16 protein-coding genes are annotated in these 20,194 nt (G+C 71.7%); 6 read left to right on the forward strand and 10 right to left on the reverse strand.

Features of this window, described 5'->3' with window-relative positions; all coding sequences use genetic code 11:
* Positions 1-43 precede the first annotated feature (43 nt).
* Positions 44-2,041, forward strand: coding sequence for a glycosyltransferase family 2 protein (locus V5E28_RS17680; protein WP_336208017.1), 1,998 nt, complete (start codon positions 44-46; stop codon positions 2,039-2,041).
* On the opposite strand, the gene V5E28_RS17685 is transcribed toward V5E28_RS17680, so the two are convergent.
* From V5E28_RS17685 to V5E28_RS17705, 5 genes are read right to left on the reverse strand one after another with little or no spacing between them, the layout of a single operon-like run.
* Entirely contained in the window at positions 2,031-3,179 is a 1,149-nt protein-coding gene (locus tag V5E28_RS17685) for an alpha/beta hydrolase family protein (RefSeq protein WP_336208018.1), read from the reverse strand. The two genes, V5E28_RS17680 and V5E28_RS17685, sit on opposite strands and share 11 nt — an antisense overlap.
* Positions 3,176-4,174: an alpha/beta fold hydrolase gene (locus V5E28_RS17690; RefSeq protein WP_336208019.1), complete on the reverse strand. Its 999-nt coding sequence runs from the start codon at positions 4,172-4,174 to the stop codon at positions 3,176-3,178. The genes V5E28_RS17685 and V5E28_RS17690 overlap by 4 nt, the downstream gene beginning before the upstream one ends.
* Positions 4,171-5,442, reverse strand: a complete 1,272-nt coding sequence (locus tag V5E28_RS17695; protein WP_336208020.1) for an MFS transporter — start codon at positions 5,440-5,442, stop codon at positions 4,171-4,173. Before V5E28_RS17695 ends, V5E28_RS17690 begins: the two co-directional genes overlap by 4 nt.
* A 54-nt stretch (positions 5,443-5,496) precedes the next feature.
* A complete protein-coding gene (locus tag V5E28_RS17700; RefSeq protein WP_336208021.1) occupies positions 5,497-7,332 on the reverse strand; it encodes a helix-turn-helix domain-containing protein in 1,836 nt (611 codons plus the stop codon).
* Complete coding sequence (locus V5E28_RS17705; RefSeq protein ID WP_336208022.1) at positions 7,332-8,084, reverse strand: 3-hydroxybutyrate dehydrogenase; 753 nt, start codon at positions 8,082-8,084, stop codon at positions 7,332-7,334. The genes V5E28_RS17700 and V5E28_RS17705 overlap by 1 nt, the downstream gene beginning before the upstream one ends.
* Before the next feature lie 268 nt (positions 8,085-8,352).
* Between V5E28_RS17705 and trpD the strand changes: the two genes are divergently transcribed.
* The gene (gene trpD, locus V5E28_RS17710; protein WP_336208023.1) at positions 8,353-9,399 is read left to right on the forward strand and encodes an anthranilate phosphoribosyltransferase; all 1,047 of its coding nucleotides are present in this window, start codon (positions 8,353-8,355) and stop codon (positions 9,397-9,399) included.
* 15 nt (positions 9,400-9,414) lie between these two features.
* On the opposite strand, the gene V5E28_RS17715 is transcribed toward trpD, so the two are convergent.
* Genes V5E28_RS17715 through V5E28_RS17725 form a run of 3 tightly spaced genes read right to left on the reverse strand, consistent with a single transcriptional unit; the run spans position 9,415 to position 13,727 of the window.
* Positions 9,415-10,803: a class II fumarate hydratase gene (locus tag V5E28_RS17715; RefSeq protein WP_336208024.1), complete on the reverse strand. Its 1,389-nt coding sequence runs from the start codon at positions 10,801-10,803 to the stop codon at positions 9,415-9,417.
* A 60-nt stretch (positions 10,804-10,863) separates the two neighbouring features.
* A complete protein-coding gene (locus tag V5E28_RS17720; protein ID WP_336208025.1) occupies positions 10,864-12,582 on the reverse strand; it encodes a serine/threonine-protein kinase in 1,719 nt (572 codons plus the stop codon).
* A gap of 35 nt (positions 12,583-12,617) precedes the next feature.
* On the reverse strand, positions 12,618-13,727 hold the full coding sequence (locus tag V5E28_RS17725; protein WP_336208026.1) for a serine/threonine-protein kinase: 1,110 nt from the start codon (positions 13,725-13,727) through the stop codon (positions 12,618-12,620).
* 606 nt (positions 13,728-14,333) lie between these two features.
* On the opposite strand from V5E28_RS17725, the gene V5E28_RS17730 reads away from it, so the two are divergent.
* Both V5E28_RS17730 and V5E28_RS17735 read left to right on the forward strand, forming a co-directional pair.
* Complete coding sequence (locus V5E28_RS17730) at positions 14,334-14,522, forward strand: DUF5999 family protein (protein WP_336208027.1); 189 nt, start codon at positions 14,334-14,336, stop codon at positions 14,520-14,522.
* Positions 14,519-15,025 (forward strand): GNAT family N-acetyltransferase, encoded by a 507-nt coding sequence (locus V5E28_RS17735; RefSeq protein ID WP_336208028.1) that lies wholly within the window; start codon positions 14,519-14,521, stop codon positions 15,023-15,025. The genes V5E28_RS17730 and V5E28_RS17735 overlap by 4 nt, the downstream gene beginning before the upstream one ends.
* A gap of 4 nt (positions 15,026-15,029) precedes the next feature.
* Here the strand turns inward: V5E28_RS17735 and V5E28_RS17740 are convergent, their stop codons facing one another.
* Positions 15,030-16,682 (reverse strand): fumarate hydratase, encoded by a 1,653-nt coding sequence (locus V5E28_RS17740; RefSeq protein ID WP_336208029.1) that lies wholly within the window; start codon positions 16,680-16,682, stop codon positions 15,030-15,032.
* An 86-nt stretch (positions 16,683-16,768) separates the two neighbouring features.
* Positions 16,769-17,743, reverse strand: a complete 975-nt coding sequence (locus V5E28_RS17745) for a DMT family transporter (protein ID WP_336208030.1) — start codon at positions 17,741-17,743, stop codon at positions 16,769-16,771.
* 68 nt (positions 17,744-17,811) lie between these two features.
* Here V5E28_RS17745 and pdxR point away from each other — a divergent pair, with 68 nt between their 5' ends.
* Together pdxR and V5E28_RS17755 are read left to right on the forward strand one after the other, a co-directional pair.
* Positions 17,812-19,191 (forward strand): MocR-like pyridoxine biosynthesis transcription factor PdxR, encoded by a 1,380-nt coding sequence (pdxR, locus tag V5E28_RS17750; RefSeq protein ID WP_336208031.1) that lies wholly within the window; start codon positions 17,812-17,814, stop codon positions 19,189-19,191.
* A gap of 49 nt (positions 19,192-19,240) precedes the next feature.
* Positions 19,241-20,188, forward strand: coding sequence for a Gfo/Idh/MocA family protein (locus V5E28_RS17755; protein WP_336208032.1), 948 nt, complete (start codon positions 19,241-19,243; stop codon positions 20,186-20,188).
* Positions 20,189-20,194 lie beyond the last annotated feature (6 nt).

The raw sequence follows: 20,194 nt of genomic DNA on the forward strand, positions 1-20,194 counted from the left end.
AAGCCGTCGCGCCCGTCCATGTATGACCACGCACGCTGGCCGCATGGGTGTGAAGGTCAGTGTGATCGTCAATGTCCACAACCCGGGGGAATCCGCCGACGCGTGCATTCGCTCCACGCTGGAGCAGACCCTCCCGGCGGACGACTATGAAGTGATCTTCGTCGACGACGGGTCCACCGACGGGATCGCGGAACGGCTCGACACCGTCGCGGCCGTCCGGCGGAACGTGCGGGTGCTGCACCTGCCGCACACGGGATCACCGATGCGCGGGCGCAACGTCGGCCTGGCCTCAGCCAGGGGCGACTACGTCTACCTGCTCGGCCAGCACGACAGGCTGGAGCGGGAGGCGCTCGAGCGGATGCACGAGCGGGCCGTGGAGACCGACGCTGACGTGCTCGTCGGCCGCCTGGTGCGCGACGGCGGCGCGCCGATGACCGCCTTCGACCGCAGCAAGGCCCGCGCCGACATCCTGCGCGACCGGCTGCTCAATCTGCTCACGCCGCACAAGCTCTACCGCCGCGCCTTCCTCGAGGAGCACGAGCTCGGCTTCGCCGTGCCCGGCGGGCCCATCGCCGAGCAGGCCTTCGCGGTGCGGGCCTACCTGCAGGCCAAGGTCATCGCCGTGCTGGCCGAACACGTCTGCTGTCACCTCGGCCGGCGCGAGGACATCGAGGAGAACCCGCGCACCGCCGTCCGGGAGCTGCGGGCGCTGCTCGGCGACATCGACGCCTACGTCGGGGAGGGCCGCCAGCGCGACCGCATGTACGCCTACTGGTTCCGCTCCGCTGTGCTGCGCCCGTTCCTGACGGCTACGTTCGCCGGCTCCTCCATCGACCGGGGCGCGTACTTCCGCGTGATCCAGGACCTGGTGGGCGAGCGCTTCCCTGAGCGGCTCGACCGCTACCTGCCCGTCCAGCTCAGGGCCGTGGCCGCGCTGATCCGCGAGGGGCGGCTGGATCAGCTCGTCATGCTGGCCAACTCCTCCAGACGGTCCGGGCTCCGCGCCGACCTGACCGAGGTCCGCTGGGACGCGCACGTCCTGGTCCTCGGGGTGGCCGTCGAGGTGCTGGCCGGGGATGGCAGGCCCGACAGGTTCCGCACGGACGGCGACCGCCTGTTCTGGAAGCCGCCGCGTGCGATCGACGCCAAGCTGCTGCCGGACAGCGTCACCGACATCACCGACGCCGTGGAACGCGCCCGCATCGAGGTCTACGTGCGTCATGCGGAGACCGGAGAGGTCCACTTCCTGCCCGTGGCCTACCAGGTCGAGCAGGTGCCTGACGGCCGCCGTCACGTCCGCGTGCGGGTCATCGGCGAGGCCCGGGTCGACGTGATCGCCGCCGCCCAGGGAGAGCCGCTCAGGCCCGGCCAGTGGGAGGTGCACGTGCGCATGTTCGGCGGCGCGTACCAGGCCAGGAGCCGGGTGCGGAGGCAGGACGGCCCGCTCAACTGCCTCGGCGTGCTGGCCCAGCGGCCCAGGATGCGGCTGGTGGTGCCGTGCTGGACGGACGCCGGCGAGCTCGGCCTGGCCGTCGAGCCGCGCTCCTTCACCGAGTCGATCGCTCTGGTGTCACCCGGTGTGAGCGCCAAGCTGGTCGACGAGCACCTGTTCGTCGTGCTGCCCGTGCCGTACGTGCCGCCGAGCGGCGGGCCGCCGCTGGAGCTGGTGCTGCGCGGCGCCGGGCGGCGGCCCCGCGAGGTGTCGGCGCCCGCGCTGGTCGAGGCCGGAGTCCCCGGCAGGCTCGCGGGCCAGCTCGTGGCCAAGGTGCCGGTCAAGCGGCGGATGCCGGGCCGCGACGCCCTCGGCCCAGGCGCCTGGCTGCCGTCGCTGCGCAGCACGGAGGAGGAGATCGGGCTGCGCTTCGCGCTGGAGATGCGCAGAGGGAAGGTCTCGGTGCGCCAGAGCTCGGCGGTCACCCCGCAGGGGCGCTCTCCCATGGGCCGCGACACCGCGCTGCACCGCCTGGGCCGCCGCCTGCCCGGCGCGCGGCACCTGGTGCGGCTGGCGCGCGCGGGCAGGCACCGCTACCTCAAGGAGTGACCCACTCCTCCAGCTCGGCGAAGGAGTCCCTGAAGACCGGCAGCATCGCCACCAGCCTGTCCGGGTAGGCGTCGACCAGGCTGTCCAGGTGGTTGCCGCCCTCGACGCGGTGATAGCGGAAGGGGCGGCGCGGGCCGACCATCTCGGCGTACACGTCCGAGGAACGCGAGATGGGCAGCAGCGTGTCGAGCGTGCCGTGGATGGTGATCAGCGGCTTGGTGATCCTCCCGGTCAGCGCGATCTTCGCCACGGCCGCGTACGGCCTGCGCTCGTCGTAGTCGTAGTCCGCCGGGGCTCCCGCGTAGGCCGGGTCGAGCTCCTTCTGGTAGAGCTGCTGGGTGAGCTCCCAGTAGTACTGCCGGTGGAACGGCCACAGGAACTCCGAGCCCTCGGCGAAGCCCGCCGCGCGGACGCCTGCCGGGTCCGGATACGCCTTGAGCGCCTCCGGCAGGTAGTTCAGCAGGTTGTCGCCCTTGAGCCGCCAGAGGGTGCCCTCCCAGTCCAGGCCGCCGTCGTAGAGCCAGCCGCGGTTCTCCAGCTGCCACCTGACCAGGTAGCCGCCGTTGGAGATGCCCGCCATGAACGTACGCGCGGGCCGCTTGCCGTACCTCTGCCTGACTACCGCCTTGGCGGCGACCGTGAGCTGGGTGACGCGGTGGTTCCACTCGGCGATGGCGTCGCCCGGGCGCCGGCCGTCGGTGTGGAAGTCCACGCCGGTGTTGCCCTTGTCGGTGGAGGCGAACGCGTAGCCCTTGGACAGCACCCAGTCGGAGATCGTGAAGTCGTTGGCGTACTGCTCGCGGTTGCCGGGGGTGCCGGTGACGACCAGACCGCCGTTCCACTTCTCCGGCAGCCTGATGACGAACTGGGAGTCGTGGTTCCAGCCGTGGCTGGTGTTGGTGGCCGAGGTGTCGGGGAAGTAGCCGTCGAGCTGGATGCCGGGCACGCCGGTGGGGTTGACCGTGCCGGCCGGGTGGAGGCCGGCCCAGTCGGCGGGGTCGGTGTGGCCGGTCGACGCCGTGCCCGCCGTGGTGAGGTCGTCGAGCCTGGCGCTGACCGTGTGCTCGGCCCCGGGCACCGTGAGCTGCTGCGGTCCCGGCACGAGCAGGCTCGCCACCAGGCTGAGTGCGACGATCATGGCGCCTCCAAGAGATGGCCGGCCAGCAGGCGCTGGAACTCGGCGGGGTGCTCCAGGTGCGGGCTGTGCCCGCAGTCGTCCAGCACGACCTCGCGGTAGCGGCCGTAGCGCTCCAGCGCCGCCCTGGTCTGGGTCACCATGGGCTGGGCGGGCGTGCCGGGGGAGCCCGGGACGACGCCGAGCGCGCCGAGGTGGGCCAGGTCGAACGGCGAGGCGTCCGAGACGATCTGGTCGTCGGCGCCCCTGATCCACAGGATGGGCGGCTTCGGATCGATCTCGTGCAGATCGTCCACGCGGAAGTTGGTCGGCGCCATGGCGTTGAGCACGCCGTGCTTGCCGGGAGCCACGTTGGGCCACGCCGCCGAGGACACGGCGTCGCCCGGGTAGTTGGCCTCGCCGACGCGGGTGGTGAGCATCGAGCGGATGTAGAAGTCCTCGTCGGGGACGGGGTTCTTGACGTACGAGGCGCGGAAGACGGAGCGCGGCGAGGTGGGGGCCTCGTCCGACATGTCGCCTGCCTTGAGCCGGGCCACGAAGTCGGGGTTGACCGCACCGGCGCCGGCTCCGGTGCCGTCGGGATGGGTGAGCAGGCCGTCCGGGCCCTGCGTGCCGCCGAAGCCGTACGGGGAGACCGGGTTGACCAGGGTTAGGCTCCTGACGGCGGCGGGGTGGTCGCGCAGGAACTGGAGCACGACGCCGCCGCCCATGCTCCAGCCGACCAGGTGCAGCGGGGCCAGGCCGAGCACGTCGACGAGCTCGGCCAGGTCGTCGGAGAAGTCGCGCGCGCCTCTGGTGGCGTCGACGGGCGCGGGGTCGGTCTCGCCGAAGCCGCGCAGGTCCACCGCCAGCGGGCGCAGGCCGCCGGGCAGCGCGGCCATGGTGTCGCGCCAGAAGGCGCTGGAGGAGATGTTGCCGTGCACGAACAGCACCGGCTCGCCGGTCCTGCCCTCGACGGTCATGACGTGCTGGGTGAGCCTGGGGGTGGTGACCTTCACGCTCGGATCCTCTCGGCCAGGTCGCGGCCCTGGGTCTCCTTGGCGGCGTAGACCGCGATCAGGGTGATGACCGACGCCGCGGCCAGGTAGACGGAGATCGGCACGCTGCTGCCGAAGTCCCGCAGCAGCGTCACCGCGATGATCGGGGCCAGTGCCCCGGCCACGATCGCCGACAGCTGGGCGCCGATCGACACTCCGGTGTACCTCATCCTGGTGCCGAACAGCTCGGAGAAGAAGGCCGCCTGCGGTCCGTACATCATGCCGTGGAACAGCAGCCCGACGGTGACCGCGAGGGTGATGGCGAGGAAGTTGCCGGTGTCGATGAGCGGGAAGAACGCGAAGATCCACACCCCGGCCCCGGCCGCGCCGGCCAGATAGATCGGGCGACGGCCGATCCGGTCGGACAGCGCGCCCCACATGGGGATCGTGACGAAGTGGATGGCCGAGCTGATGAGCACGGCGTTGAGCACGGTCGAGTTGTCGATGCCGGTGGTCTTGGCGTAGGTGATGACGAAGACGGTGATGAGGTAGAAGGAGATGTTCTCCGCCATCCGGGCGCCGATCGCGGTGATCACGTCGCGCCAGTGGTGGCGCAGCACGCCGACGATCGGCGGCGCCTTCTCCGGCTCGGCCTGCTGGAAGACCGGCGACTCGGTGATCGTGAGCCGGATCCAGAGCCCGATGAAGACCAGGACGCCCGACAGCAGGAACGGCACCCGCCAGCCCCACGCCAGGAACGCCTCGTCCGACTGCCAGGCGGCCAGCGCCGCCAGCACGCCGGTGGCCAGCAGGTTGCCGCCGGGGGCGCCCGCCTGCGGCCAGGAGGCCCAGAAGCCGCGGCGGCTCGCCTCGCCGTGCTCGGAGACGATCAGCACGGCGCCGCCCCACTCGCCGCCCAGGGCGAACCCCTGCACCAGCCGGAGCGTGGTGAGCAGGATCGGCGCGGCGGCGCCCACCCCTTCATAGGTGGGCAGGCAGCCGATGAGGAACGTGGCGGCGCCCATCAGCAGGAGGCTGACGACGAGCAGCGACTTGCGGCCGAAGCGGTCGCCGAAGTGGCCGAAGATCAGCCCGCCGAGCGGGCGGGCGACGAAGCCGACGGCGTAGGTGAGGAACGCCAGCAGCGTTCCGGTGAGCGGGTCGGAGTCGGGGAAGAAGAGCTGGTTGAACACGAGTGCGGCTGCCGAGCCGTACAGGAAGAAGTCATACCACTCGATGGTGGTGCCGATCAGGCTAGCGCCGACGATCTTCTTGATGGAAGTGGCCATGCCGTCACGCTAGGGAGTGACCGGCGTCACTCATATGGGGGCGGCACCCACACTCTATTCGGAGGTTGTGTGGCCCAGCCGGTGCAGGCGGAGCGCGAGCTGGATCTCCAGCGCCCGCTCGGGCTCCTGCCAGCCGTCACCGAGCAGCTTGCCGATCCTGTCGAGGCGTTGCGTGACGGTGTTGACGTGGATGTGCATGGTCTCGGCCGTGCGTGACGGCGAGCCTCCGCAGCCGAAGTACGCGGCCAGCGTCCCGGCCAGCGCGGTGCCCCGTCGGCTGTCGTAGTCGATGACCGGGCCGAGCACCGAGCCGACGAAGCCGTGCACGTCGTGGCCCTCGCCGATGAGCAGGCCGACGAAGCCCAGCTCGGCGGCGCTCGCGCCGTCGCCCGCCCGGCCGAGCGCGATGAGTGCCTCCGCGCAGCGCCGCGCCTCGCGGTAGGCGGCGGCCACGTCGCCGGCCTGCGACGCGCCCGCCGTGGCCGGGGCGTGCAGCGACGCGCTCAGCTCTGCGGCGACCCGCTGCGCGAGGTGTCCGGCGTTCGCGCCCGGCAGCAGCAGCACCACCTCACCGGCCCGGCCGGCGGCCAGCCCGTGCCGGACGGCCGCCTCCGAAGAGGCCCAGAACGCGGCCCGCTCGCGCTGCCCGTCGTGCCTGACCACCACCACGACGTGCGGCGCGGACAGGTCGACGCCCAGCCTGCGCGCCCGGTCGTGCAGGCCGGGCGAGTCCGGCCGGGAGATCAGGTCGTCGAGCAGCTCGCCGCGTACCCGTCCCTCGGCCTCCGCGACGCTCCTGCGGAACAGCAGCAACAGCGCGCACACCAGCGCGGCCCGCTCCAGGATGCGCTCGTCGGCGTCGTCGCTGCGCAGGACCAGCGTGCAGAGCGGCTCCCCGCCGACGTCCACCGACGCGATCCGCAGGTCTCCCTTGCGCACCGTACGGCCCAGCGCTCTGGAGGCCTGGGCGGCCTCGAACACGCCGGCGTCCAGCTCGCCCGCGTCGCCGGTGAGCGGCCTGCCGAGGTCGTCGAGGACGGCCAGCGACCCGCCGAGCACGTCCGTCACGACGGCGGCCACGTCCTCGATGCCGCCGCCCCGCAGCACCAGCGAGGTCATCCGGTCATGGGCCGTCGCGGCCCGCTCCACCGCCTCCGCGTGCTCCCTGGCGGTGCGGTGCGCCTGGGAGAGCTCCTCCAGCGCGTTTCTGGTCTCCTGCAGCAGCCTGGCGTTGTCGAGCGCCACGGCGGCGTGCGCCGCCAGGCTCGCCAGCAGCGACACCTCCTCCTGCGCGAACGGCCTGGCGCTGCGGTTGGCGGCGAACAGCACGCCGATCACCCGCTGGCCCAGCCGCAGCGGCACGCCGAGGATCGCGACCAGGCCCTCCTCGGTGACGGCCTCGTCGATGTCGTTCTTGTGACGAAACCGCGCGTCGTCGAAGTAGTCGGCCGTCGAGTACGGCACCGCCGTCTGCGCCACCAACCCGCCGAGTCCCGCCCCCATGGCCAGCCTGAGCGCCCTGAACTTGGCCGAGATCGAGCCGTCGGTCACCCGCATGTACGTGTCGCCGCGGGCGGGGTCGTGCAGCGTGAGGTAGGCGGTGTCGGTGGCCAGCAGTTGCCGGGCCCGGTGCACGATCGCCTCCAGCACCGCGTCCACGTCGCGCAGCGCCGACAGGTCGCCCGCGGTGTCGTAGAGGGCCGACAGTTCGGCCTCGCGCCTGGCCCTGCGCCTCAGCAGAGCCCGCACCTTGAGCGCCTCGACCTTGGCGCGCTCCAGCTCCTCGACGGTCGCCGGGTCGGCCCCGGCGGCCCTGGCCTCGATGATGGGCCCCTCGAACTCGACCGCCGAGGCCTCCCTGGCGAGCAGTTCGAGGAAGCGCCTGACCACTATCGAGCCGTCCAGCCGCCGTCGACGGGCAGGGACACGCCGGTGATGAACGAGCCGCTGGGCCCGCACAGGTAGGCGACCAGCTCGGCCACCTCCTCGGGCTCGATCAGCCGCTTGATCGCCGCCGGCTCCAGCATGATGTCCTCGACGACCTCGTCCGCACCGATGCCGTGCATCCTGGCCTGGTCCGCGATCTGCCCCTCGACCAGGGCCGTCCGCACATAGGCGGGGCACACGCAGGTGGAGGTCACGCCGTGCGGGGCTCCTTCGAGCGCCAGGGTCTTGGAGAACCCCTCCAGCGCGTGCTTCGCCGTCGTATAAGCCGACTTGTACGGCGAGGCACGCAGTCCGTGCACGGAGGAGATGTTGACGATCCGTCCCCAGCGCCTGGCGTACATCCCCGGCAGCACCCGCCGCGCGATCAGGAACGGAGCCTCCACCATGACCCTGAGCATGGTGGAGAAGACCTCTGGCGGGAACTCCTCGATCGGTGCGACATGCTGGAATCCGGCATTGTTCACCACGATGTCCACCGGCTCGTCCGGCAGTCCGTCGGCGAACCCGGGCGCGCTCAGATCGGTCACCACGGCCAGGCCGCCGATCTCCGCCGCCACCTTCTCCGCCGGCTCGCCCTGCCGGTCGACCACCAGCACCCTGGCCCCGGCCGCGGCCAGCCGCCGGGCGCACGCCGCCCCGATGCCGCCCCCGGCCCCCGTCACCAGCGCAGTACGCCCAGTCAGCTCCTTCGCCATGCATTCGACCCTAGGCGCTGGCCGGCCCGGGTCGCATGGCTGCGAACGACATAGATCAGTGACGAGCTATGTGTGCCCGGCTCCTGGAAGGGGAATCTCCCAGAGCTGCTAGCGTATGAGGCATGACCGCGTATCCGTCCTTCTGGTGGCCCGCCCTCTAGGCGGTCCCACCAGCGCGCATACGCATTCTGGCCGCCTCGACGAGGCGGCCGCCGGCATCACCAGGGACGCCCCCGTCGAGCACACTCGACACACGAAAGGGCGTCACATGACCGGCACGACCACCTGGGCCGCACTGCTCGCCACCCTCATCGGCCGCGAGCACCTCACCTCCGGTCAGGCCGCCTGGGCCATGTCCCAGATCATGTCGGGCACCGCGACGGACGCCCAGATCGCCGCCTTCGCCATCGCCATGCGAGCCAAGGGCGAGACCGTCGCCGAGGTCGCGGGCCTGGCCGACGGCCTGCTCGCGGGCACCTCCGCGATCAGGATCCCCGGCGACACCGTCGACCTCGTCGGCACCGGCGGCGACCGCGCCAACACCGTCAACATCTCCACCATGGCCGCCATCGTCGCCGCCGCGGCCGGCGCCAAGGTCGTCAAGCACGGCGGCCGAGCCGCCTCGTCCACCACCGGCGCCGCCGACGTCCTGGAAGAGCTCGGCATCGCCATCGAGCTGCCACCGGCCGCCGTGGCCCGGGTCGCCGAGGAGGTGGGCATCACCTTCTGCTTCGCCCCGACCTTCCATCCGGCGCTCAGGCACGCCTCCCGCGCCCGGCGCGAGCTCGGCGTCCCCACCGTCTTCAACTTCCTGGCCCCGCTCACCAATCCGGCACTCCCCGGGGCCCAGGCGGTCGGCGTCTACCACGAGACCATGGCAGCCGTCATCGCGGGCGTCCTGGCGGACCGCGGCGCCTCCGCCCTGGTCTTCAGAGGCGACGACGGCCTGGACGAGCTCACCACGTCAGGCCCGTCCACCATCTACGTGGTCCGCCGCGGCACGGCCGAGCGGACCCGCTTCGACCCCGCCGATCTCGGCATCGCCTACTGCGACCCGGCGGCGCTCCGGGGCGGCGACGCACCCCACAACGCCGCCGTGGCCCGCGCCGTCCTGGCGGGCGAGACCGGCCCGGTCAGGGACATCGTCCTGCTCAACGCCGCCGCCGCCCTGGTGGCCGCGAACGGCGCCCCGCCCCCCGACGCCCTCACCGCGGCCCTGGCCCAGGCCTACAAGCAGGCGGCCGAAGCCGTGGACACGGGCACCGCCACGGCGCTCCTGGCCCGCTGGATCACCGCCACCCAGCGGGCCCGCTGACCGGACCGGCGCCTGTCAGGAGGGGCGGCTCATCGACAGGACGTCGAGCAGGGCGTCGAGCTGCTCCTCGGTCAGGGTGCCGTTTCTGATGTGGCCGCGTTCGATGACCACCTCGCGGATGGTCTTGCGCTCGGCCAGAGCCTGCTTGGCGATCTTGGCGGCCTCCTCGTAGCCGACGTGCCGGTTGAGCGGCGTCACGATGGACGGGGAGGATTCGGCGTACTCGCGCATCCGCTCCACGTTCGCCGTGATGCCCATGACGCAGCGGTCGGCGAGCAGGCGCGAGACGTTCGCCAGCAGGCGGACGGACTCCAGGATGTTGCGCGCGATGATCGGGAGCTGGACGTTCAGCTCGAAGCTGCCCGAGGCGCCGGCGAAGGTGATGGCGGCGTCGTTGCCGATGACCTGGGCCGCGACCATGGCGGTGGCCTCGGGGATGACCGGGTTGACCTTGCCGGGCATGATCGACGAGCCCGGCTGCAGGTCCGGGAGGTTGATCTCGCCGAGGCCGGCTCGGGGGCCCGAGCCCATCCAGCGCAGATCGTTGGCGATCTTGTTGAGGGAGACGGCCACCACCTTGAGCTGGCCCGAGAGCTCGACGATGGAGTCCTGGGCGCTCTGGGCCTCGAAGTGGTCCATCGCCTCGCGGAAGCCGATGCCGGTCGCCTCCCGCAACTTGGTGATCGCCAGCTCGGCGAAGCCCGGCGGGGTGTTGATGCCGGTGCCCACCGCGGTCCCACCCAGGGGGAGCTCCAGCACGTGCCCGAGCGCGCTCTTGACGCGCACCGTGCCGTGCTCCACCTGGGTGGCGTAGCCGCCGAACTCCTGGCCGAGCGTCACCGGCGTGGCGTCCATCAGGTGCGTCCGCCCGGACTTCACCACATCCTGGAACTGCAGCTCCTTGGTGCGCAGCGACGTCGCCAGGTGCTCCAGCGAGGGGAGCAGGTGGTAGCTCACCTCGGTCGCCGCCGCCACGTGGATCGAGGTCGGGAAGACGTCGTTGGACGACTGCGAGGCGTTCACGTGGTCGTTCGGGTGGACCGGGCGGCCCAGCCGCTCCTCGGCGAGGGACGCGATGACCTCGTTGGCGTTCATGTTGGAGGAGGTGCCGGAGCCGGTCTGGAAGACGTCGACCGGGAAGTGGGCGTCGTGCTCGTTCTCGGCGACGTCGGCCGCCGCCTGGGCGATCGCCTCCGCCATGTCCTTGTCGATCACCCCCAGCTCGCCGTTGGCCTCCGCGGCCACCGCCTTGATCAAGCCGAGCGCGGCGATGTGGGACGGCTCCAGAGCCCGTCCCGAGATCGGGAAGTTCTCCACTGCCCGCTGGGTCTGCGCGCGCCACCTGGCGCCTGCCGGGACGCGGACCTCGCCCATCGAGTCATGTTCGATACGGAACTCGCTCATGACTCCCAGTCTGGCTCACGCATGGCCGATCAGCTCGGCGGGCGGCGCCACGAAAGGCGGTCAGCCCGAGAGCAGCGCCACGATGAGGATGGCGATCACCACGGCCGCCGCGGCGGCCACGGCCATGAGGACCAGCATCCCGTTGCGGTTGCCGCTGGAACGCTGCTCCGGCTGGCCGGCGATGGCGAACAGGTCGGTGCCCAGCCCGTGGGAGTCGGGCCGCTCCGGCTGCTGGCCCATCGGGTGCGGTCCCTGCTGGTAGGGCATCTGCTGCGGCCCGGGCTGGTGCGGCATCGGGCCCGGCCGGCCGTGCTGCATGGGCTGCTGGGGCGGCGCGGGCGGGTAGACCTGCAGGCCGGGGGAGCCGTTCTGCGGTCTCGACTGGTGGATGCGGGTGGTGGTGATGGCGCTCTCGTCACCCGGACGGGGCTGGCCCTGCGGGGGAGCACCCTGCTGAGGGGCGTCGTGGGAAGGCGGCAGCGGCGACTTCGGGCGCTTCAGGCTGATGGTCCGCTCCGGATCCACCGCGCCGGCAGAGGCGCCGGCAGGCTGTCCGGGTACGGGGCCCGTACCCGGAGGTTGCGCACCCGGAGCAGGCGCGGGGCCGGGAGTGGGCACAGTGCCGGGACCCAGTCCGGCGGCTTGGCCATGACCGGCCGCGAGAGGCCGGGCGGGATCGCGCTGAGGGCCGGAGGGCCCCTGCGGCGACTGCTGGCCGGGCGAAGCGCTGGGCTGGGCGGGGCGGGGCGGCCGGCCCGCAGGTCCGCCAGGCCCGGCCGGGCCTGGCGGATGGCCCTGCACGCCTCCGGAGTGCCCGGGGCCGCCTCCAGGCAGACCCGGTGCGCCGGCTCGCGGGCCCGGGGCGGGGGCCGGGGGTCCTGGCACGGCGGGCGGATTCGGCACGGGGCCCTCCTGGTCGGTCAAGGCCTCGGCCGTGATCACCGGCATCTCGCTGGTCGGCGTGTCGGCGACCATCCTGAGCATGGTCTCCGCCTTGGCGGCGTTGAGCCGCTGCTTGTAGTTCTTGTTCAGCAGCCCCTCCAGCACCGGGCGCAACTGCCCCGCCTGGGTGGGCGCGTCGGCGCTCTCGCTCAGGAGCGCCGCGAGCGTCTCCGCGATCGTGGACCGCTCGTAGGCGGGCCGCCCCTCGACGGCGAAGTAGAGGGTCGCCCCGAGAGACCAGATGTCGGACTCCGGCCCGGTGTACTCGCCCCTGGCACGTTCCGGGGCGGTGTAGCCGGGGGAGCCGATGACCATGCCGGTCTTGGTGAGTCTGGGATCGCCCTCGGCCTTGGCGATGCCGAAGTCGGTGAGCACCACCCGCCCGGTCTCGGTGATGAGCACGTTGCCCGGCTTGACGTCGCGGTGGGTGATGCTCTGGGCGTGCGCGGCGCGCAGCGCGCCGAGCAGGTCGACGCCGATCTCCGCCACCAGCCGGGGCGGCAGCGGGCCCTCCTCGTCGATCACCTGCTCCAGCGAGCGGGCCTCGATGAGCTCCATGATGATCCACGGACTGTTGTCGTGGATGAGCACGTCGTGGATGGCGGCGACGGCCGGATGGCTGATGCGTGCGGCGAGACGTCCTTCGCGGACCATGCGCTCACGCAGCTCGGCTCGCTGCTCCTCGGTCAGCCCGGGATCCTGGCGGATCTCCTTGACCGCCACCTCGCGCCCGAGGGCACGGTCGCGGGCGCGCCAGACGGTGCCCATGGTGCCCCGGCCGAGGGGCGAGATGAGCTCGTAGCGCTCCGCCAGCAGGCGTGTCTGGTGTTCCGGCATGAGAAGAAGATATCGATTCTCGCTTGGGAAGTGCTTTACCCTCGCTTGCGAAGTTCTCTTGGCCAGAACCGCCGAGGAAGACACAACTTTATCACCGTCGCTTTGAAACGGGCATAAGCGGACGGAGTTGGCCTCGGTTCGACCCGCTTCCTGTGAACTCCTTCACCTGGTCTGCGCTCCAGCCGCTGCGCGGGCACGGTCAGCGCCGCCATCGTGGCCTCGGCTCTGTGCAGCCCTCGATGCGAGGGCCTGCGTGTGAAAGACGGTCCCGCCGGCACCACCGCCGGTCGCGGCGGCTTGCGCGGGGTCAGCGGCTCCTCCGCCGAGCCGCCCGCCGCCACCCGGGCGAGCATCAGCGAGGCGCGCACGGAGTCGAGCCGGGTCTGCGGGTCGATGCGCAGCAGCGCGTCCAGCACCGGCGCGAGCGGTCCCGCCTTGCTCATCGGGATCGGCTCGCCGCTGGTCAACGCCGCCAGGGCGGCCGCCGCCGTACGCCGGCCGTGCAGGCCCCTGCCCTCGACGGCGGTGTAGAGGGTCGCGCCGAGCGACCACAGGTCGCCGGCGGGGCTGGCCTTCGAGCCGAGCACCCGCTCTGGAGCGATGTAACCGGCGGACCCCAGCACGATGCCCGCCTGGGTGATGGAGACGTCACCTTCGAGTGCGGCGAGCCCGAAGTCGGTGAGGACCGCGCGGTCCTCGGTCACCAGCACGTTGCTGGGCTTGACGTCGCGGTGCAGGATGCCCTTGGCGTGCACGGCGCGCAGCGCTCCGAGGATCTGCCGGCCGATCTCGGCGGCCTTGCGAGGGTGGAGCGGTCCCTCCTCCTGGATGAGCTGCTCCAGCGACTTGGCTCGGAGCAGCTCCATCACGATCCACGGCCGGTCGTCCTCGGTGACCACGTCGAAGACGGTGATGACGGAGGGGTGCGCGACCATCGCGGTCGCCCTGCCCTCGCGCTCGGTGCGGGCGCACAGCTCAGCGCGCAGCTCCTCGTCGAGGACGGTCGGCAGCCGGACCTCCTTGACGGCCACCTCGCGGTTGAGCAGCTCGTCGTGCGCCCGCCAAACGGTGCCCATGCCGCCGCGTCCGACCGGCTCCACCAGCCGGTAGCGCGCGGCGAGAAGGTAACCGGAGGGCGCACGCATGCCTGGCAGCTTACCTATTTGTGTAAACCCACCAGTAGAGGCGGGGCCGATAAATTGTTGCGAATCGAAGTCAACTGGTCTGACTGGTCACGTCAGCCCCGCTCGGTGCCAGGCCCGGCGAGGGGCTCCGGTGTGTCGTCGGAGCTCCTGTGCCGGGAGCCCCGCCGGCGCCGCCGTCGCGAGGCCGTACGGCAGGCCGGTCCCGCAGGCGACGGCGTCCTTGCGGGCTGACCGGATCGCATTCCCGCAGGTCGCCCGTCCGTCCCCTCGGCACGCGGAAAGTAGTTGGCAGGCTTCCTGAAAGGAACTTTAACGGCCGTCAGCAAGTTGTAAGGCTGTGGTAAGGGGGCGGGGGCATGGTGGATCTATCGGGAATGAATGCTCATGAAGCGACCGAAAACTGTCGGTGCCGGTCGTCAGAATGAGGAGATACGCCCGAGGTTGGACCGCAACTGAAAACCATCGAGGACGTGATGAAGATGCGCCAGATCCAGGTTCGCCACCGGCCGCGCAAGCCGAAGGCGACCGAGCTGGACCTTCGCACGCCATCAGGGCGACAGCTGCCCTACTAAGATCAATCCAGGAGCGCCATCTGAGAGGTGCACGATGTGCAGTCACCACCCCGTATGTCCCAGTGCCGAATCACTCGACCGTGAGGCTGCGCACGTGATCCGTGCCCACCCCGACCAGGGCTGGAGCCTGCTCTGCAACGGCGTCGTGCTGTTCGAGGACACCGGCCTGTTGCTTCCCGACGGCCAGACCGTCGCGCCGCACCGCATGCCCGTGGCCGCGTGAGCGGCGGCTGGACCACCCGGTCAGAGACCGAAGCGGACACCCCCGCGATCCGCACGGTGATCCTCGCGGCGTTTCCCACGCCGTTCGAGGCCGACCTGGTCGACGCGCTCCGCGAGGACCCCGCCTGGCTGCCCGAGCTCTCCGTCGTGGCCGAGCGCGACGGGGTCCTGGCCGGGTACGCGCTGCTCACCCGGTGCCACGTCGACGCGGCACCGGCGCTGGCCCTCGCCCCCTGTGCCGTGCTGCCGGATCACCAGCGCCTGGGCGCCGGCTCGGCGGCGATCCGAGCCGGCCTCGACAAGGCCCGCGAGCTGGGCGAGAGCCTCGTGCTCGTGCTCGGCCACGCTGACTACTACCCGAGGTTCGGCTTCGCGCCGGCCTCCCGGCTCGGCATCCGGGCCCCGTTCGAGGTGCCCGACGAGGCGATGATGGCCCTGGTGCTCGACGGCTCCCGGCCGGTGCCGAGCGGCACGATCGCCTACCCGGCACCCTTCGGCGTCTGATCCGTCAACGCCGGCCGATGCTGAGCACCGGCCCCGTGCTGTCGGTGAAGAAGTCCTCGCCCTTGTCGTCGACCACGATGAACGCGGGGAAGTCCACCACCTCGATCTTCCACACCGCCTCCATGCCGAGCTCGGGGTATTCGAGCACCTCGACCTTCTTGATGCAGTCCTGCGCCAGCCTGGCGGCGGGACCGCCGATGGAGCCCAGGTAGAAGCCGCCGTGCTGCCGGCACGCCTCGGTGACCTGCTTGGACCTGTTGCCCTTGGCCAGCATCACCATGGAGCCGCCCGCGGCCTGGAAGCGCGAGACGTAGGAGTCCATCCGGCCCGCCGTCGTCGGGCCGAACGAGCCGGAGGCGTAGCCCTCGGGCGTCTTGGCCGGGCCCGCGTAGTAGACGGCGTGGTCCTTGAGGTACTGCGGCATCTCGCCGCCGTCGTCGAGCAGCTCACCGATCTTGGCGTGCGCGATGTCCCTGGCCACCACCAATGGGCCGGTCAGCGACAGGCGGGTCTTGACCGGATACTTCGACAGCTCCGCAAGGATCTCCGGCATCGGGCGGTTGAGGTCGATGGAGACCACGTCGTCCGACAGGTGCTCGTCGGTGGTCTCGGGCAGGAAGCGCGCCGGGTCGGTCTCCAGCTTCTCCAGGAAGACGCCCTCGGGCGTGATCTTGGCCAGGGCCTGGCGGTCGGCCGAGCAGGAGACGGCGATGGCCACCGGGCAGGAGGCGCCGTGCCGCGGCAGCCGGATGACGCGCACGTCGTGACAGAAGTACTTGCCGCCGAACTGGGCGCCGATGCCGAGCTTCTGGGTCAGCTCGAAGACCTTGGCCTCCAGCTCCAGATCGCGGAAGCCGTGCCCGGACGCCGATCCCTCGGTGGGGATCGAGTCGAGGTAGCGGGCGCTGGCGTACTTGGCCGTCTTGAGGGCGTACTCCGCAGACGTGCCGCCCACGACCACGGCGAGGTGGTACGGCGGGCAGGCGGCGGTGCCGAGCGAGCGGATCTTCTCCTCCAGGAAGGCCATCATCCGCTTCTCGTTCAGGACAGCCTTGGTCTCCTGGTAGAGGAAGGACTTGTTGGCCGATCCGCCGCCCTTGGCCATGAAGAGCAGCTTGTACTCGTCCGGGTGGCCGTGCGGGTCCTCGGCATAGAGCTCGACCTGGGCGGGCAGGTTGCTGCCGGTGTTCTTCTCCTCCCACATGGTCAGCGGCGCCATCTGCGAGTAGCGCAGGTTGAGGCTGGTGTAGGCGTCGTACACGCCGCGCGAGACGTGCTCGGCGTCGCGGCCGTCGGTCAGCACATGGCGGCCGCGCTTGCCCATGACGATCGCGGTGCCGGTGTCCTGGCACATGGGCAGCACGCCGCCGGCCGAGATCGAGGCGTTCTTGAGCAGGTCGAGCGCGACGAACCGGTCGTTGCCGCTGGACTCGGGGTCGTCGACGATCTTGCGGAGCTGGGCGAGGTGCGACGGGCGAAGGAAGTGGGAAATATCGTGAATCGCCGCCTCGGTGAGCTGCCGCAGCGCCTCCGGCTCCACCTCCAGGAACGTGCGCCCCGCCGCTTCGACCGTCCGCACCCCCTCCGATGTGATCAGCCGATATTCCGTGTCATCGGCACCCAAGGGCAGTAGGTCGGTGTAGTCGAAGTCCGCCATCGTCATCCTTTCGATCCGGTGCAAAAGATTACGCGTCCGCGCGTCCTCTCCGCCCGTGGGGGCTGATGGCCGTTCATTTTTTACGGCTACGCGCGGGAGGGCCCAGCCTCCGTACGTGGCCGGGCTCTGTCCAGGGGAACGGTTCCGGGGTTCACGGGGCCGGGCGCCGTCACGTGCGCCCGTTCAGCCGCCTGGTCGGTGATGTGCGGGCCGTCGGGGCGCCGCCGGGTGGCGCCGAGGCCCACGAGGATGCCCGCGATGACCAGGGCCGCCCCCAGGACGTCGTAGGCGCTCGGGGTGGCGATGCCGAGCACCAGGCCCGTGACCATGGCGCCCACCGGGATGAGGCCAGCGAACAGGCCCGCCCGTCCCGGCCCCAGTTTGGGCAGCGAGGTGTACCAGAGGAGGAATGCCACCACGGTCACCACCACCGCGAGGTAGGCGAAGCCCAGGACCTCCGCGAGTGTGGGCACCCTGAGCATGGCCGTGCCCTCTTTGACCAGGCCGATGCCGGCGAGGATGGGTGCGGCCAGGACGGTGGAGTAGGTGGAGACCCGGATCGCGCCCAGTTTGGGGAGCAGGGGCAGGGCCAGGAGGGAGAAGGCGACCTCGCCCACCAGGGCGCCCAGGGCCCACAGGAGGCCGGGGAGGTTGCCGCTGCCCAGGCCGGTGGCGAGGGTGGCCCCCGCGACCACCACCGTGGCGCCCACGAGCAGGCGGGGGGCCGGTCGGCCGCCCGCCAGGGCCAGCGCCAGCGGGACGGTGCCCAGCACGGTGCCCACCAGGACGGGGCCGGCGGCGCGGGCGGACTCGACCACGCAGACGTTGAAGATCGCCAGACCGATCAGGGCGAGGGCGCCGAGCAGCAGCCACTCGCGGGGCCTCAGGCGGACGAAGCGCAGGCCGAGCGTCCTGGTCACGGCGAGCAGGACGGCGGCGGCCAGCAGATAGCGCACCGCCTGGCCGCCGTATACGGGATAGTCCTTGACCAGGCCCGACACCCCGGCCAGCGTCCCTACGCAGAACATCGCGGTGGCGGCTCCGGCGAATCCGTTTCTCATGTGATGGAGACTATGGAGACAATGGTCCGTACAAACAGTCCAATGACCCGCGATAAACCAGGACCAATATGGCTGACCTCCATGTAGCGATAAATCGTGAAAAAGGTGGGATCGCCGGGCAGGTCGCGGCCGAGCTGCGCGAATCCATCCGCCACGGCCGCCTCGCCCCAGGCACCCGCCTGCCCGCCAGCCGGGACCTCGCCGCCGACCTCCAGGTCTCGCGCGGCGTGGTGGTGGAGGCGTACGAGCAACTGGTCGCCGAGGGGTTCCTCGTCTCGCGCGTGGGCTCCGGCACCCAGGTGGCCCAGGTCACCGCCCCGCGCCCCCACGCCCCGGCGGGAGGCGTGGAGCAGCACGCCCCCTACTACGGCCACCGCCCCACCTCTCCTGATCTCGGCCTCTTCCCGAGGGAGCGCTGGCTGGCCTCGGTCAAGCACGTCCTCGCCACCATGCCGGGTGACGCCCTCGACTACGGCGACCCGGGCGGTGTGCCCGAGCTGCGCGAGGAGCTCGCCGGATACCTCAGGCGGGTGCGGGCGGCCGACGTGCGGCCGGAGAACGTGGTGATCGTCGGCGGCGTCGCCCAGGGCCTCAGCCTGATCCTGCACGTGCTGGCCCGCCACAGGCGCCAGCTGCTCGCCGTGGAGGACCCCACGAGCCACCGCCAGACGCCGCTGCTCCGCCGGGCGGGCGCCGACCTGGTGCCGATCCCGGTGGACGGCCAGGGGATGGACGTCGAGCGGCTGCGCGCTCAGCATGCCGACGCGGCCCTGCTCACCCCGGCCCACCAGTACCCGACGGGCGTGGTGCTGTCCCCGGCGCGCCGGGCCGCGCTCATGGAGTGGGCCCGCGAGGGTGATCGGACGATCCTGGAGGACGACTACGACGCCGAGTTCCGCTTCGACCGCGATCCTGTCGGCTGCCTGCAGGGGCTCGCGCCCGACCGGGTGATCCTCTCCGGCAGCGTCAGCAAGGCGCTCGCGCCGGGGCTCCGGCTCGGCTGGGTGGTCGCCCCCGCCCACCTCGCCGAAGCCGTCCGGCGCGCGCGGGGCGAGCTGGACCTGGGCTCTCCGGTGATCGAGCAGTACGCGCTGGCCCACTTCCTGCGCACCGGCGGCTACGACAAGCACCTGCGCCGCATGCGCAGGGAGTATCGCCGCCGCAGGGACGCCCTGGTCGGCGCCCTGGCCGAGCACCTGCCGGGGGTCCGGGTGCGGGGGATCGAGGCGGGGCTGCACGTCTATCTCGACCTGCCTGAGGGCTGGGACGAGAGCCGGGTGGCAGCGGCGGCCCTGGATCTGGGCCTGGCCGCGGAGCCGATCGGCATCATGCGCTCAGCCGCGGGCCCGCCCGCCGTCGTGGTCGGTTTCGCCCGGCTGCCCGCGCGCAGGGCCGCAGAGGCCGTACAAGGCTTGAAGGTCAGAATGTCTGGACAAAGCATTGACTGAGTGAGACCGGCTCGCTTAGAAAGAAGGCCCCGCCGGAGTTGGAGGCGCCATGCGTGTGGGACTGCTGGGCCTGGGCAGGATCGGCGCGTTCCACGCCGCGACCCTGGCCGCGCATCCGCTGGTGGAGGACCTGATCGTGGCCGATCCCGTGCGCTCCTCGCCGCACGGCCGCCCGGGCGACCCGTTCGAGGCGGACGCCGTGGTCATCGCCACCCCGACCAGCACGCACGCCGAGCTCCTCATCGAGGCCTGCCGGCGCGGCATCCCGGCCTTCTGCGAGAAGCCGGTGGCCGGCGGAGTCAAGGAGACGATCGAGGTGCTGGAGGCCGCCCGGGGCAACCGGGTGCAGATCGGCTTCCAGCGCAGGTTCGACGCCGGTTACGCGGCCGCCGCCGAGGCCCTGCGCGCCGGCGAGCTGGGCGAGCTGCACCGCGTCCACCTGATCACCGCCGACCCCGCCCCGCCCCCCGCCGCCTACATTCCGCTGTCCGGCGGCATCTTCCGCGACTGCCACATCCACGACTTCGACATCCTGCGCTGGGTGACCGGCCGCGAGGTGGTGTCGGTCTACGCGACGGGCGCGAACCGGGGCGCCGCCTTCTTCGCCGAGGCCGGCGACGTCGACACCAGCGCCGCCCTGCTGACGCTCGACGACGGCACGCTCGCCACCGTGCAGGGCTCCCGCTACAACGGCGCGGGCTACGACGTCCGCATGGAGCTCGCGGGCACCGAAGGCACCAGGGCTGTCGGCCTCGGCCCGCGCGCGCCGCTGTCCTCGACCGAGGGGCTGCAGCCGGACCAGGAGCCGTGGCCGGACTTCGTCGCCCGGTTCGCAGACGCCTACGCGGCCGAGATCGACGCCTTCCTGCGCAGCTCGGCCAGCCTGTGCCCGATCGAGGACGCCCTGGCCGCGCTGTACGTCGCCGAGGCGGCGGAGCTGTCGCGCAGCCAGGGCCGTCCCGTCGAGATCGCGGAGGTGCGGCAGGGCGGGAGCTGACCGCCG

It is taken from the genome of Nonomuraea sp. LPB2021202275-12-8 (assembly GCF_037044575.1).
Taxonomy (GTDB): Bacteria; Actinomycetota; Actinomycetes; order Streptosporangiales; family Streptosporangiaceae; genus Nonomuraea.